Raw genomic sequence first — 15,211 nt, forward strand, 5'->3', positions numbered from 1 at the left:
CCCGTACGCCGTCCAGGCCAGCGCGAGGTCCTGCCAGGGCATGCCCACGGGGGCGTAGACCGTGCGGTCCGTGTCGTGGGTGCGGCCGGGATGCGCGGAGCGCGCGATCTCACCCAGGGTCGCGTCCGCGGGCCTCAACACGCCCACGCGGGAGACCAGTTCGCGATCGTCGACCACCAGCAGCGCCGCGTCCAGGAGATCGGCGGCCAGTTCCGCCTTGCCCGGCTCGTCCACGCCGAGGCTCGTGAAGTGCTGGCCCGGCCTGGTGTCGTCGAGGTGCAGCAGCGGTTCCCGGGACCAGGTCGCCGCCAGGACGATGTCGGCGGCCCCGGCGACCTCCGCGGCACTGCTCAGCGCACGGCCCCCGTGCCGCGCGGCGAACTCGGCGGCGCGGTCGGCGGACGTGTCCTGGACGACGAGGGCGCTGCGGGGTCGTAGCTCTGCAAGGCCCCGCACCATCAACTCGGCCTGTGCACCTGCCCCGATCACGCCGACGACGTCTCCCCGGCCGGCCAGCAGATGCGTGCCCAGGGCCGCCGCGAGCCCCGTCCGCCACGCCGTGACGGTCGCCGAGTCCAGCAGGGCGAGCAGCTCCCCGTCGGTGCCGCTGTGCAGGCAGATGACCCCGCGCAGCGCGGGCCGGGCGGCGGGGAACTTGGCGTTGACCTTCACCGTGTAGGCGGGGACGCCGGGGAGGAGGCCCGGGATCAGGGCGGTCGCCGTGCCGGGGAACGGGAGGTCCGTGCGCACCCGTTGCCCCGCGATCGGCACGCCGTCCGCGGTGCGGAAGCCGTCCCGCAGGACGTCGAGACAGGCTGCCGGTTCCAGGACCGTCTCCAGGTCGCTGCGCGTGAGAAGAAGAGTCACCCGCCCATGATCGGTCAGTGGTGGTGCGCGGCCCCTTGCCCGGTGGACTGCCCGGTGGACTGCTCGGTGGACCGCCGGGTGTGCTCGTGCGGTTCGTAGCCGGGGATCGTGCCGTCGGTCTTCCTCACCAGGAACAGGCCGACCATCCCCATGTCGGAGTGGCTCTGCACATGGCAGTGGTACATCCACGCGCCCGCCCCGACACCCTCTCCGGCGATCACCTGGAAGCCGAAGGAGTCCGCCGGGCCCACGATCTTGTTGTCGATGACCTGGCTCGGATCGTCGGGGCCGGTGAGCATGCCGGTGCGGTTGTCCGCCCAGCGGTGACCGTGCATGTGGAAGGTGTGGTAGTACTCGCCGTGCGTGATCATCACGAACTCGACCCGATCGCCCACCGTGGCCTCGAAGTTGGGCCCCGAGTGCGCCGGCTTGTTGTTGATGAGCATGTCGTTGAAGACGATCGTGTGGGTCGCGTCCGGGAGGATGTCGCCCTTGCGGCGGACGATCACCGGGCCGTAGAGGCCCTTGCGGATGCCGGTGGTTCCGTGTTCGGTGCCGACCACGTGGTCGTGGTAGTGCCAGTAACCCGCGCTGCCCGCCCGCCAGGTGCCGTCGCTGCGGCGGCCCGGCGTGTGGGTGCGCCAGGTGTAGGTGCGGGTCCCGCCCGGTTCGACGTCGCTGTGGTTCAGCTTCGTGCCGTCGCTGGAGATCTCGTAGTCCAGGCCGTGGACGTGCAGGCTCGCCCGGACGTCCATGGTGTTCTCGAACTCGATGTGCAGGGTGTCGCCCTCGTTGAGCTCGATGAGCGGTCCGGGGACGGTCGCCCTGCCCTTCTCCAGCCCGTAGCCCATCTGTCCGTCGGCCAGCTTCTCGGCGTACAGCTTGATCCGCCTGACCTCGCCGCCACCCGGCGCGGCCTGTGCCGGACCCGCGTCACCGCGGGCCTCCGGCGCCATCGACAACGATGTCGCGACCGCGGCGCCGCCGAGCAGCACCCGCCGGTTGAAGCCACGTCTGTCCAGTGCGCCCATGCAGAACTCCCCACCGTGATACGGGTTGCGCCAAGACGTACCTGTGATGAACCGGTGAGACGGTACCGGTCGCCCGGCCGTTTATCCACACTCAGGACAAAGTTCGTCCGATCCCGGTCATAGGTATTGGCGAGGGAGGCAAAGGGGTCTAGCTTCCATGGCGCTGTTGCTGTGACCGAGGAGGTGCCCATGCACTTACGAGGGTTGAGCGCGAGAAGCGGAGGAAGCGCGAGGAGACGGGTCTGGACGGCCACCGTGACCGCGGGGGTCGTCGCCGCCGGGCTGATGTCCGGACCGGCCGCGGGGGCCCTCCCCGCCCCCGACCCGTCCGCGACAACGATGTCCGTCAAGTCGCCACCGGGCGGCGGGGACGTACGGGTGCTGGTCTTCTACGGGTCCGCGGCGGGCGGCGAGGAGTCGCCCGTCGTCAACGCCGGCATCGCGGCCATCGAGAGGATCGGGCTGTCCGGTCCGGTCGACCAGCGGTTCGAGACCGAGGCCACCGACGACGCGAGGGTGTTCACCGACGAGAAGGCGCTCGGCGGTTACAACGTGATCGTCTTCCTGACCGGTGGCGGCGATGTCCTCGACCCGGAGCAGGAAGCGGGCCTGGAGGCCTACATGGAGGCGGGCGGCGGTTTCGTCGGCATCCATGACGCGGCGCGCGCCGAGCCGTACTCCGACTGGTTCACCGGCCTGGTGGGCGCCCGTCCGGCGGCCTCAAGCCCGACGGCCGTGCAGCGCGCCACCGTCGAGGTGGGCGACCGGCAGCATCCGGCGACCAAGGACCTGCCGGTGCAGTGGAAGCGCCCCGACCAGTGGTTCAACTGGACGAAGAACCCCTCCGGTGACGTGCACACCGTGGCCCGGGTGCGCGAGTCGACCTACCAGCCCGGAGCGAGCGCCAACGGCTGGGACCACCCGGTGAGCTGGTGCCGGGACTACGACGGCGGCCGGTCCTTCTACACCGGCATGGGCGGCACGGTGTCCTCGTACGACGAGACCGACTTCCGCGCCCACCTGCGCGGCGCGCTGCTGTGGACCTCGCGTCTCGTGCGGGCCGACTGCAAGGCGACGATCAACGGCAACTACAAGGCGGAGCGCCTCACCCAGCCCAACCAGCCGGGGCAGAACGACCAGATCGGCGAACCGCACGGCCTGGTCACCGCTCCCGACGGGCGGGTCCTGTACATCGGCCGGGGCGGCGCCGACTCCTCCCAGCCGGTGATCACCGACTGGAACAACCCCGACATCGGCAAGGGCAGGGGCGAGATCCACGTCTACGACCCGCGGACCAGGAAGGTCACCCTCGCGGGCGCGTTGACCGTGTTCGGCAACAAGGGCGGCGGCGACGAGCTGGTCAAGGTCGAGGAGGGGCTGCTCGGGATCGAGCTGGACCCGCGCTTCGAGGAGAACGGCTGGGTGTACCTGCACTACACCCCGCACTCACGGCTCAACCGCGACACCCAGACGGCCGAGCGCCGGGTCTCGCGCTTCACCCTCGATCTCGCCACGAACAAGCTGGACCTGAACAGCGAGAAGGTGCTGCTCAAGTGGCCGGTCCAGGTGCACAGTTGCTGCCACGCGGGCGGCGGGATGTCCTGGGACTCCAGGGGCAACCTGTACATCGCCACCGGTGACAACAACTCCAGCGGCTTCAGCGGCGGTTACTCGGGCAACAACCCGCAGCCGAACTACAAGGGCGTGTCCTTCGCGGACGCCCGCCGCACCGCCGGCAACACCAACAACCTCAACGGCAAGATCCTGCGCATCCACCCGGAGGCCGACGGGACGTACACCCTGCCCGAGGGGAACCTCTTCACCGGCAAGGAGACCGACGAGGGCGGCGGCAAGACCCGCGGCGAGATCTACGTCATGGGGGTCAGGAACCCGGCCCGCATCTTCGTCGACAAGAAGACCGACGTCCTGTACGCCGGCTGGGTCGGCCCGGACGCGAGCGCGCCCTCGACGACCTGGGGCCCGGCCAAGTACGACACCTTCGCCGTCATCACCAAGGCGAGCAACCGGGGCTGGCCGTACTGCATGGGCAACAAGCAGCCCTACCGCGACCGCAATCTGCCGAACCCGGACCAGCCGCTGGGCTGGTACGACTGCGACCACCCGAAGAACGAGTCGCCCAACAACGACGGTCTCGTCAACCTCCCGCCGGTCACCGGCAACAACATCTGGTACTCGCCGCAGGGCGGTGCCCCGGACTACCCGCGCAACGCGAGCGGCATCCCGTCCTACAAGCAGGAGGAGGCCAGGTACCTGCTGCCGTGGCTCAAGGGCGGCGGCCAGGCGGCGATGAACGGTCCCGTCTACCGCTACGACACCGCCGCGGCCGACAGCACCGTCAAGTGGCCCTCCTACTGGGACGGCAAGTGGTTCGTCGGCGACTTCTACGACGCCGACCAGCCGCGCAACGCGGTCATCACCGATCCGAAGAACCACGGCGAGGGCGGACTGCCCGTGCACTCCGAGTCGCTGAAGAAGATCGTGCCGATCGGCAACGACGGCATCAAGAACCTCATGGACTGGAAGTTCGGCCCGGACGGTGCGCTGTACGTCCTCGACTACGGGCGCGGGTTCTTCACCTCGGACGCCAAGTCGGCGCTGTGGCGGGTCACTTACCAGGGCGGCGGACCGACCCCGGCCGCCGGACAGCTGGCGAGAGGAGGGCAGTGATGCATCCCCGTAGAGCTCTGACCGTCGTGCTGGCCGCCCTGCTGATGGTGCTCGGCCTCCAGGCGACGTCCCAGGCGCGGCCCGGCACGAGCGCCCCGGCGGCGGCCCAGACACTCACCTGGACCGCCGGCGACGACATCACCAAGTACGGCTCCGCCCCGGCGACCGCCGTCGCGGGCACGGCCACGATCGTCTTCGAGAACAGCACGGCCACCGGCAACACCACCGGCATGCCGCACACGCTGACCTTCGTGACCAGCGACCCCGAGTTCAACAACGACGTCGAACTCAACATCCTCGCCAACCCGAACGACGACACGGGCGGCCGTCACACCGCCGAGGTCACGCTCACCCCGGGCCGGTACTTCTACCACTGCACGATCCCGGGCCACGGCCAGATGCAGGGCATCCTCGTGGTGAGCGAGGGCAGCGGCGAGGACACCACCGCGCCCTCGGCCTCGGCCCGGGTGAGCGGCACGCAGAACGCGCAGGGCCAGTACGTCGGTTCGGCGAGCGTGGCCGTCACCGCGACCGACGAGGCCGGCGGCTCCGGCGTCGAGCGGATCGAGTACGCGGTCGGGGACACGGGGGCCTGGCAGCCGTACACCGCCCCGGTCGTCGTCGACCAGGCCGGCGACCACACGGTCCGCTACCGGGCCGTCGACAAGGCGGGCAACGTCTCCGCCGAGAAGAGCGTCGCCTTCACGGTCGTCCCGCCGCCCTCCGACGACACCGCACCGCCGGAGACCTCGGCGACGGTGAGCGGGCAGCAGAATCCCGACGGGACGTACGTCGACATGGCGACGGTGACCGTGTCGGCCTCCGACACCGGATCCGGGGTCGACACCATCGAGTACGCGGTGAACGACGGGAGTTGGCAGCCGTACACCATGCCCGTGATGGTGCACCAGGTCGGCTCCCACACCGTGCGCTACCGGGCGACCGACAAGGCGGGCAACGTGGCCGCCGAGAAGAGCGTGCGGTTCACGGTGGTCGCGGCGGCCCCGCAGGACACGACACCGCCGGTGACCGGTGTGACCGTGGACGGCACACGGAACTCCGACGGGGCGTACGTGGGCAACGCCAGGGTGACCGTGGGCGCCACGGACGAGGGCGGTTCGGGTGTCGCCGGGATCGAGTACTCGATCGACGCCGGCCCCTACCTCGCGTACACCGCCCCCGTGGTCGTCGACCGGGCGGGCACCCACACCCTGGCGTACCGGGCGACGGACAAGGCGGGCAACACCTCGGCCGCCCGCACGGTGACCTTCACTGTGGTTTCCGGCCAGGTCCCGGCACCCAACTGCGCCGAGCTGGACGAGCGGTTGACGGTGATCGTCGGCACGGTCGACTCCGGGGTGCCGAACCGGATCACCAACAGCCGTTGCCGGATCAACGAGTTGATCGAGGACGAGAAGGAGTGGACGTCCCACGCGCTGTTCCTCAAGCACGTGAAGACGGTCCTCGACAAGCTCTTCAAGGAGGGGGTCCTCGACGAGCGCGAGTACGACGCGATCGACGCGGCGGCCCGTGAGTCCGGGATCGGCAAACCCGGGCAGACCGGGGGCTACCGCACGATCCTCGACGGCAGCGCGGCCTCCTTCGCCAAGTGGCAGCAGGTGGGCGGCGGTTCGTTCGCACCGAACGGCGACGGGTCGATCACGTCCGGCACCACGAAGGACGGCCTCGGCATGCTGTGGTTCCCGGAGCGCAAGTACGGCGACTTCTCGCTCAAGCTCCAGTGGCGGGACGACGCCCCGGGCACCGGGAACGCCAACTCCGGTGTGTTCGTGCGGTTCCCGTGGGTCCACGACCACCCGGAGGAGCCCCGCCCCGAGTGGGCCGCCATCAAGTACGGCCACGAGGTGCAGGTCTTCGACCGGCCCGACGGCGACATGTACAAGACCGGGTCGATCTACGGCTTCGACCGGGTGGGGCTCGCCGGGGCGGGCGTCACCCAGAAGGGTACGTGGAACGACTACGAGATCCGGGTGGTCGACCAGCACTACTCGGTCTACCGCAACGGCGTGCTGATCAACGAGTTCGACAACATCGGCGGCCAGGACTTCTATCCGGCCCGCTCGGACGACCCGGGCACGGACGGACGGCGGTTCTCCTCCGGCTACATCGGACTCCAGGTGCACAGCACGACGGACGTGGTGTCGTACCGGGACGTGCGGATCAAGGAGCTGTAGGGCCGGGCCTCCTGGCACGGCTCGGCTGTACCCGCCTGGGCTCCCCCGGCATCTTCGGATACTCGGGCGGGTACGGCAGATCGCCCAGGCCGTGGTCGTGCTCGTCCCGGCGGGCCAGCTCCAGCAGGGGCTCCAGCGAGAAGGCGTGATCGTCCATGTCCGCGTGCACGTCGCCGAGTTCGGCGTAGCGCGCGGGCATGGTCGCGAGGTCGAAGTCCTGCGGGTGCGCCTCGCCGACCTCCTCCCAGCGCAAGGGGGCGGAGACCGGGGCGTGCGGACGCGGCCGTACCGAGTAGGCGGAGGCGATCGTGCGGTCGCGGGCCGTCTGGTTGTAGTCGATGAAGATGCGCTCTCCCCGCTCCTCCTTCCACCATTTGATGGTCACGTGTTCCGGCATCCGGCGTTCCATCTCGCGGCCCACCGCGATCGCGGCCCGCCGGACCTGGGTGAAGGTCCAGCGCGGTTCGATGGGCACGAAGACGTGCAGGCCGCGGCCGCCGGACGTCTTGGGCCAGCCGCGCAGGCCGCCGAACTCCTCCAGCACCGACCGCAGTTCATGTGCCGCGCGCACGGCGTCGTCGTAGTCCGTGCCGGGTTGCGGGTCGAGGTCGATGCGGAGTTCGTCGGGCCGGTCGACGTCGTCGCGGCGGACCGGCCAGGGGTGGAAGGTGAGGGTGCCGTACTGGGCGGCCCACACCACGGCGGCCTCCTCGGTGGGGCACATCTCGTCGGCGCTGCGGCCGCTGGGGAAGGTGATGTGGGCGGTCGGGATCCAGTCGGGCATGTTCTTGGGCGCCCGCTTCTGGAAGAAACTCTCGCCGGTCACGCCCTCCGGGTAGCGCTCCAGGGTGGTGGGGCGGTTGCGCAGGGCACGCAGGATGCCGGGGGCGACCACCTGGTAGTAGCGGGCGAGGTCCAGCTTGGTGAAACCGCGCTCCGGGAAGAAGATCTTGTCCGGGCTGGACAGCCGTACGGTCCGGCCGCCTGTCTCCAGTTCCACCGCGTCACCCATGCGAGCCACGGTAAGGGAGCTGGGCATATCAGGCATTTCGAGGCTTGCGCGTGCAGAATCGGACCATGGATCTGCCGGTGATGCCCCCCGTGAAGCCCATGCTCGCCAAGTCGGTGGCGAAGATCCCGCCGGACATGCACTACGAAGCCAAGTGGGACGGCTTCCGGGCCATCGTGTTCCGGGACGGGGCGGAGGTCGAGCTGGGCAGCCGTACCGGCAAGACGCTGACCAGGTACTTTCCCGAACTGGTGGAGGCACTGCGGGAACGGCTGCCGGAGCGCTGCGTGATGGACGGGGAGATCGTGATCGCGCGGGAGGGGCACCTCGACTTCGACGCGCTGAGCGAGCGGATCCACCCGGCCGCCTCCCGGGTGCGCACGCTGGCGGAGCGGACGCCGGCCTCCTTCGTGGCCTTCGACCTGCTGGCCCTCCAGGACGAGTCCCTGCTGGACGTTCCCCTGACCGACCGCAGGAAGCTGCTCACGGCGGCTCTGTCCGGAGTCACGGCCCCGGTGCATCTCGCACCGGCCACCACGGACATCGAGGTGGCCCGGCAGTGGTTCGAGGAGTACGAGGGCGCGGGCCTGGACGGGGTCATCGCCAAGCCGCTCACCCTGCGGTATCTCCAGGACGAGCGGGCCATGTTCAAGATCAAGCACGAGCGCACGGCGGACGTGGTGGTCGCGGGCTACCGGCTGCACAAGAGCGGTCCGGTCGTCGGTTCCCTGCTGCTGGGCCTCCACGACGACCGGGGCGCGCTCCAGCACGTCGGCGTGTCGGCGGCCTTCCCCATGAAGCGGCGCGCCGAGCTGATCGAGGAACTGGAGCCGCTGCGGATGGCGGACGTGTCCGGGCACCCGTGGGCGGCCTGGGCGGAGGAGGCCGCCCACGAGAGCGCCCGGCTGCCGGGGGCGCCGAGCCGCTGGTCGGGCAAGAAGGACCTGTCCTGGGTGCCGCTGAGGCCGGAGCGGGTGGCGGAGGTGGCGTACGACCACATGGAGAACGGCGTTCGGTTCCGCCACACCGCCCGCTTCCGCCGCTGGCGCCCCGACCGCACGGCCGAGAGCTGCACGTACGCCCAGCTGGAGGAGCCGGTGCGGTACGACCTGGACGAGATCCTGGGCTGAGCGGCGCGCCTTTGCGGCACAGCCAGGACGTCACTGAGGTCAGCGCCCCACAGCGAAGCCCGAACTGCCACCTGCACCAGCCACGCCGGCCGAGCCGAGGCGGTCACCACCACACCGGAGGGGCCGCGAGGCCGGCGCTGGGTCCAGCCCACGCGGGCAGAGCCGGAGCGGCCGGCATCGCGGCCGTGGAGCCCGCACGAGCCGAACCCCCCGGCTGAAGCCAGACCTCGCTGCCCTGGCCGGCCAAACCCCCGAGGCCAGAGCCACACCAGCCGAACCCACGCGGTCACAGACACCCCGGCGAAGCCTCGCGGCCAAGACCAATGCCTGGCTCAGCTCACGGGGGTAGGGCGACAGCGGCCTGGTCGCGGCCCTGATGCCCGCGCCAGCCAAACCCCGAGGCCAGACCCACATCAGCCGAGCCAACGCGGCCGTAACCACACCAGCCGAGCCGGCACGGCCGTAACCGCCCTGGCGAAGCCTCGCGGCCAAGACCAGCGCCCGGTCCATCTCACGCGGGCAGAGCCACAGCGGCCGGCCTCGCGGCCTGGTGCCCGCCCAGCCGAGCCGGTACGGGCGCACCCGTACCGGCGGAGCCGCACGGCTCCGAACCGTCGGAGCCAAGCAGCCGTACCGCCGTAGTCAGGCCCGCCCCGGCCCTACCCCTGAGGTCAGGGCCGCATCAGGACCTTGACCGCGCCCTCCCGCTTCTTCTGGAACATCTCGTACGCGTGCGGCGCGTCCGACAGCGGGACGTGGTGGGTCGCGAAGTCGTCGACGCCGAGCGGGTCCTCGTCCGTGAGGTAGGGGATGATCTCGTCGACCCAGCGCCGCACGTTGGCCTGGCCCATCCGGATCTGGATCTGCTTGTCGAACATGGTGAGCAGAGGCAGCGGGTCGGCCATGCCCCCGTAGACGCCGCTGAGGGAGAGCGTGCCGCCGCGGCGGACGAGCTCGATCGCGGTGTGCAGGGCGGCGAGCCGGTCGATGCTGAAGCGTTCGGCGAACGGCCCGCTGAGCTTCCTGGGCAGCAGGGCCGCGGCGTTCTGCGCGAGGCGGGCGGCCGCGCTGCCGTGGGCCTCGGTGCCGACGGCGTCGATCACGGCGTCCGGGCCGCGTCCGTCGGTCTCGTCGCGGATCGCCTGGACCAGCTCCTTCTCGCTGTCGAAGCTCCGGAGGTCGTACGTCTCCACGCCACGCGCGCGGGCCCGGCGCAGCCGTTCGGTCACGAGGTCGACGCCGAAGACGCGCCCGGCGCCGCGCACCTGGGCGACCCGGCAGGCCATGTCCCCGATGGGCCCGAGTCCGAGCACGGCGACGCTGCCGCCCTCGGGGATGTCCGCGTAGGCGACCGCCTGCCAGGCGGTGGGCAGCACGTCGGAGAGGTACACGAAGCGGTCGTCCGGCGGGCCCTCGGGAACCTTGATGGGTCCGAACTGGGCCTGGGGCACGCGCAGGTACTCGGCCTGGGCGCCCGGCACGGAGCCGTACAGGCGCGTGTAGCCGAACAGCGCGGCGCCCATGCCCTCGCCGGTGACCTGGGTGGTCTCGCACTGGGTCGGCAGCCCGGTCATGCACATCCAGCAGCCGCCGCAGGCGATCTGGAAGGGCACGACGACCCGGTCGCCGACGGCGAGATCCGGCACCGCCGCGCCGACCTCCTCGACGATGCCCATGGGTTCGTGCCCGAGGATGTCGCCCGGTGTCATGAACGGGGTGAGCACCTCGTAGAGGTGCAGGTCGGATCCGCACAGCCCGGACGAGGTGATCCGGATGACCGCGTCCGTCGGTTCCTTGATCTTCGGATCGGGCACCTCCTCCACCCGTACGTCCCGCTTGCCCTGCCAGGTCACTGCCTTCATCGCCCGGCACTCCCTCCGTCAGGTCATGTCCCGGTCCTCGGGTAGGCGCCCCGGGTACCCGGGCGAACCCCACCGAACCGCGATCCAGGGCCGATCGGCGTAGTCGGCGCGACTAATCAGAAACAGACGGGTATGGCCACCAATGAACTTATAAGCGCACAATCAAAGGCACGAGACGGGCGGGCACGGTGGGTATGGCGGGCATGGTGGGTAGACAGGGGGCGCGCACGCGAGGCGCCCGTACAGTGGCGGCGCTGCTGACCGCCGCGGGCCTCTTCGCCGCGGGCTGCACCGGACACGGCGGCCCCGGCCCGTCCGACGACGGGCGCGGACGGTCCGGTACGGCCACGCCGGAACCCAGCGGGGAGGGCCGCCACCCCTCGGTGCTCGCCGTGAAGATCGACAACGTACGGGCGGCGCGCCCGCAGACCGGCCTCGACTCCGCGGACGTCGTCTACGCCGAGCAGGTCGAGGGCGGCCTCAGCCGTCTCATGGCGGTGTACGCGACGAAGCTGCCGAAGGCCGTCGGACCCGTGCGCAGCGCCCGGGAGTCGGACCTGGAGCTGCTGCGGCAGTTCCACGATCCGACGCTCGCCTTCTCCGGCGCCCAGGGCAAGCTGATGCCCCTGATCAACCGGGCGCCGCTGGCCGCCCGCACCCCCGAAACGGCCTCCGGCGCCTTCTACCGCGGTGCCGACAAGGCCATCCCGCACAACCTCTTCCTGCGCCCGCAGCGCCTGGTGCCGGTCACCCCGGGCGCCGAAGCGCTGACGACCGGCTTCCGCTACGGCCCGGCACCGGCCGGCGGCACCGCGGACACCTCGGAGACGGTCCGCTACCCGGCCGCCCGCTTCACCTTCACCTGGTCGCAGGAGCGCAAGCGCTGGCTGGTCTCGATGGACGGCGCCCCGGACGTGACGGCCGACGGCAAGCGGCTGACCCCGGCCACGGTGGTCGTGCAGTACGTGAAGATCCGCAGGTCCGCCTTCCACGACTTCCTCGGCAACAACACGCCGTACACGGTGACAGTGGGCTCGGGGAAGGCGAAGGTGCTGCGCGACGGCCGCTCCTTCGACGTCGACTGGAAGCGGCCGAAGGCCACCGACGGCACGGAGTTCACCGGCGAGGACGGCTCCCCGGTGAACTTCGCCGAGGGCCAGGTGTGGGTGGTCTTCGCGAAGGCGTCCTGATCAGCGCTGCGGGACGAGGGGTTCCGCGGGGTTGCGGAGCCCCTCCGCCGCGTCCGCGACCCGGCGGATCAGTTCGAAGAAGCGGAGCTGTTCGTCGTCGGAGAGCGGGGCGAGGAAGACCTGGTTCATCCGGGCGGTGCGCACGGTCAGCTTGCGGTGGGTGCGTACCCCGTCGTCGGTCAGCCGCAGCAGGAAGCGGCGGCCGTCCTGGGGGTCGCGGACCTTGTCGAGCAGTCCGCGCCGGCCGAGCCGGCTGATGACCTCGGCGATGGTGGACCGGTCGAGCCCCACCCGCTCCCCCACCGTGCGCTGGTCGAGCCCCGGCTCGGCGACGAGCGCGTTCAGGACCGCGAACTGGGGCGAGGTGATCTCCTCGGAGACCATCGTGTTCCACAGCAGGTAGTGCGCCTGCTGGAGCCGCCGGGCGAGGTGCCCGGGGTGGGTGGTGAGGTCCACCGCGGCCATGTGCGCTCCCGAGTCAGGTGGGCGGGTGTGTTTGGTTGGTGCACTGAAGAATAGTGAGCCTTGACGCCAGGCTGCCACAGTGGCAGCTTAAGAGAAACCTCGCCGAAATACTCAGTGCACTGAGCAGTGCTCCGAGCAGCAGCATGGGAGAGATGGGGCTACGCGGATGGACAAGGTGGTCGCCACGGCCCGGGAGGCGGTGGCCGATGTGCCGCAGGGCGCGTCGCTCGCGGTGGGCGGTTTCGGGCTGAGCGGTGTGCCGAACGTGCTCATCCAGGCCCTGTACGAGCAGGGCACCGGCGGACTGTCGGTGGTCTCCAACAACTGCGGGGCGATGGAATCCGGGCTCGCGGTCCTGCTCGCCGCCGGGCGGATCGCCCGGGTGACCGGCTCCTACATCGGCGCCAACAAGGAGTTCGCCCGCCAGTACCTGGCCGGTGAGCTGGAGGTCGAGATGATCCCGCAGGGCACGCTCGCCGAGCGCCTGCGGGCGGGCGGCGCCGGCATCCCCGCGTTCTTCACACCGGCCGGCGTGGGCACCCAGGTCGCCGACGGCGGACTGCCCTGGCGCTACGACGGCAAGGGCGGCGTCGCCCTCGCCTCCCCGCCGAAGGAGGTGCGGGAGTTCGACGGCACCGAGTACGTGCTGGAACACGGCATCCGCACCGACTTCGCCCTGGTCCGGGCGGCTAGGGGCGACCGGTACGGCAACCTGGTCTTCAACAAGTCCACGCGGAACTTCAACCCCCTCGCGGCGATGGCCGGCAAGGTGACGATCGCCGAGGTGGAGGAACTCGTGGAGCCCGGTGAGATCGACCCCGACGCGGTGCACCTGCCGGGGATCTTCGTACAGCGGGTACTCGCGCTGACCCCGGAGCAGGCGAGGGACAAGCGGATCGAGCAGCGGACGGTGAGCAGCTGATGGCCTGGAGTCGACAGGAGATGGCCGCGCGGGCGGCCCGGGAGCTCCAGGACGGTCAGTACGTCAACCTCGGCATCGGACTGCCGACGCTGATCCCGAACTACCTCCCCGACGGCGTCGAGGTCGTCCTGGAGTCCGAGAACGGCATCCTGGGCACCGGCCCCTACCCCACCGAGGACCAGGTCGACCCGGACCTGATCAACGCGGGCAAGGAGACCGTCACGGTGCTGCCGGGCGCCTCCTTCTTCGACTCGGCGCTGTCCTTCGGGATGATCCGGGGCGGGCACATCGACGTGGCCGTGCTGGGTGCCATGCAGGTGTCCGAGAGCGGGGACCTGGCCAACTGGGCCATCCCCGGCAAGCTGATCACCGGGATCGGCGGGGCGATGGACCTGGTCCACGGCGCCCGCACGGTCATCGTGGTGATGACGCACACCGCCAAGGACGGCTCGCCCAAGATCCTCACGCAGTGCGCGCTGCCGCTGACCGGCAAGGCGTGCGTGAACCGGATCATCACCGACCTCGGCGTCCTGGACGTCACCGAGGACGGTCTCGTACTGGTCGAGACGGCGCCCGGGGTGGGCGTCGAGGAGATCACCGCCAAGACCGACGCAAAGCTGACCGTCGCGGAGGGCCTCCAGTGAAGAACGTCTACCTCGTCGACGCGGTCCGCACCCCGGTCGGCCGCTACAACGGCGGATTCGCCTCGGTGCGCCCGGACGACCTGGGCGCCCACGCGATCCGTGCGCTGCTGGCCCGTACGCCCGGCCTGGACCCGTCCCGGATCGAGGACGTCTACTTCGGCAACGCCAACGGCGCGGGTGAGGAGAACCGCAACGTGGGCCGGATGGCCGCGCTGCTGGCGGGCCTGCCGACCTCGGTGCCGGGCGTGACCGTGAACCGGCTGTGCGCCTCGGGCCTGGAGGCCGTGATCCAGGCGGCCCGCGCGATCGCCGTCGGGGACGCCTCCGTGGTCGTCGCCGGTGGCGTGGAGTCGATGACCCGGGCGCCGTACGTGCTGCCCAAGTCCGACAAGCCGTTCCCGGCCGGACACGCCGAGCTGTACTCGACCACGCTGGGCTGGCGCATGGTCAACCCGCGGATGGAGCCGCAGTGGACGGTTCCGCTGGGCGAGTCGGCCGAACTGATCGCCGAGAAGCACAAGATCAGCCGTGAGCAGCAGGACGAGTTCGCGCTCTCCTCCCACCGCAAGGCGGCCGCCGCTCAGCAAGAGGGCCTGTTCGACGCCGAGTTGGCGCCCGTGAGCATCCCGCAGCGCAAGGGCGAGCCGGTCGTCCTCGGCGCCGACGAGTGCGTACGGCCCAACGCGTCGCTGGAGGCGATGGCGAAGCTGAAGCCGTCCTTCCGTACGGAGGGCGGCACCGTCACCGCGGGCAACGCCTCTCCGCTCAACGACGGCGCCGCGGCCCTGCTGCTGGTGGACGACGAGGGCCTCGCGGCGACCGGTCGCGAGCCGCTGGCCCGGATCTCCGCGACCGGGGTGAACGCGCTGGACCCGCAGTACTTCGGGCTCGCCCCCGTCGAGGCGGTCAACCGGGCACTGGCCAAGGCGGGCAAGGGGTTTGACGACCTGTCAGTGCTGGAGCTGAACGAGGCGTTCGCCGCCCAGGTGCTCGGATGTGTCGCCGAATGGCCCGAGTTCGACCCGGCGATCCTCAACCCGCAGGGCGGGGCGATCGCCCTCGGCCACCCGCTGGGCGCCTCCGGGGCGCGTCTGGCCGGCACGGTCGCCCACCAACTCGCCCGCAGGGGCGGCGGAGTCGGCGTCGCCACCCTGTGCATCGGCGTCGGCCAGGGTCTCGCTCTCGTCCTCGAACGCTAACGGAACGCA

General features: G+C 70.8%; 12 protein-coding genes. 7 read left to right on the forward strand and 5 right to left on the reverse strand.

Going from position 1 to position 15,211, the window contains the following annotated elements:
• Both EHS43_RS07870 and EHS43_RS07875 read right to left on the reverse strand, forming a co-directional pair.
• The coding region (locus EHS43_RS07870; protein ID WP_148104025.1) for an ornithine cyclodeaminase family protein at positions 1–867 on the reverse strand (867 nt) is incomplete at its 3' end.
• A gap of 14 nt (positions 868–881) precedes the next feature.
• The gene (locus tag EHS43_RS07875) at positions 882–1,889 is read right to left on the reverse strand and encodes a multicopper oxidase domain-containing protein (protein ID WP_125189831.1); all 1,008 of its coding nucleotides are present in this window, start codon (positions 1,887–1,889) and stop codon (positions 882–884) included.
• Positions 1,890–2,087: 198 nt separating this feature from the next.
• Here EHS43_RS07875 and EHS43_RS07880 point away from each other — a divergent pair, with 198 nt between their 5' ends.
• Positions 2,088–4,586, forward strand: coding sequence for a ThuA domain-containing protein (locus EHS43_RS07880; protein ID WP_185806152.1), 2,499 nt, complete (start codon positions 2,088–2,090; stop codon positions 4,584–4,586).
• Entirely contained in the window at positions 4,586–6,781 is a 2,196-nt protein-coding gene (locus tag EHS43_RS07885; RefSeq protein ID WP_125189810.1) for a family 16 glycoside hydrolase, read from the forward strand. The genes EHS43_RS07880 and EHS43_RS07885 overlap by 1 nt, the downstream gene beginning before the upstream one ends.
• On the opposite strand, the gene ligD is transcribed toward EHS43_RS07885, so the two are convergent.
• Positions 6,768–7,793 carry a non-homologous end-joining DNA ligase gene (gene ligD, locus EHS43_RS07890; RefSeq protein WP_125189811.1) on the reverse strand — a complete coding sequence of 342 codons (1,026 nt, stop codon included), beginning with the start codon at positions 7,791–7,793 and terminating at the stop codon, positions 6,768–6,770. The two genes, EHS43_RS07885 and ligD, sit on opposite strands and share 14 nt — an antisense overlap.
• Positions 7,794–7,858: 65 nt before the next feature.
• On the opposite strand from ligD, the gene EHS43_RS07895 reads away from it, so the two are divergent.
• Positions 7,859–8,920 carry an ATP-dependent DNA ligase gene (locus EHS43_RS07895; protein ID WP_125189812.1) on the forward strand — a complete coding sequence of 354 codons (1,062 nt, stop codon included), beginning with the start codon at positions 7,859–7,861 and terminating at the stop codon, positions 8,918–8,920.
• 671 nt (positions 8,921–9,591) lie between these two features.
• Here the strand turns inward: EHS43_RS07895 and EHS43_RS07900 are convergent.
• The gene (locus EHS43_RS07900; protein WP_125189813.1) at positions 9,592–10,782 is read right to left on the reverse strand and encodes a zinc-dependent alcohol dehydrogenase; all 1,191 of its coding nucleotides are present in this window, start codon (positions 10,780–10,782) and stop codon (positions 9,592–9,594) included.
• Positions 10,783–10,976: 194 nt separating this feature from the next.
• Here EHS43_RS07900 and EHS43_RS07905 point away from each other — a divergent pair, with 194 nt between their 5' ends.
• Positions 10,977–11,972 (forward strand): DUF3048 domain-containing protein, encoded by a 996-nt coding sequence (locus EHS43_RS07905; protein WP_125189814.1) that lies wholly within the window; start codon positions 10,977–10,979, stop codon positions 11,970–11,972.
• Here EHS43_RS07905 and EHS43_RS07910 read toward each other — a convergent pair whose 3' ends face one another.
• Entirely contained in the window at positions 11,973–12,437 is a 465-nt protein-coding gene (locus EHS43_RS07910) for a MarR family winged helix-turn-helix transcriptional regulator (RefSeq protein ID WP_125189815.1), read from the reverse strand. It lies immediately after the preceding gene.
• A gap of 166 nt (positions 12,438–12,603) precedes the next feature.
• On the opposite strand from EHS43_RS07910, the gene EHS43_RS07915 reads away from it, so the two are divergent.
• Genes EHS43_RS07915 through EHS43_RS07925 form a run of 3 tightly spaced genes read left to right on the forward strand, consistent with a single transcriptional unit; the run spans position 12,604 to position 15,202 of the window.
• Positions 12,604–13,359, forward strand: a complete 756-nt coding sequence (locus tag EHS43_RS07915; protein ID WP_125189816.1) for a CoA transferase subunit A — start codon at positions 12,604–12,606, stop codon at positions 13,357–13,359.
• A complete protein-coding gene (locus EHS43_RS07920) occupies positions 13,359–14,003 on the forward strand; it encodes a CoA transferase subunit B (RefSeq protein WP_125189817.1) in 645 nt (214 codons plus the stop codon). The genes EHS43_RS07915 and EHS43_RS07920 overlap by 1 nt, the downstream gene beginning before the upstream one ends.
• Entirely contained in the window at positions 14,000–15,202 is a 1,203-nt protein-coding gene (locus EHS43_RS07925) for a thiolase family protein (protein WP_125189818.1), read from the forward strand. The genes EHS43_RS07920 and EHS43_RS07925 overlap by 4 nt, the downstream gene beginning before the upstream one ends.
• Positions 15,203–15,211: the final 9 nt, after the last annotated feature.

Origin of the sequence: Streptomyces sp. RP5T, assembly GCF_003933965.1 — a bacterium.
GTDB lineage: Bacteria > Actinomycetota > Actinomycetes > Streptomycetales > Streptomycetaceae > Streptomyces.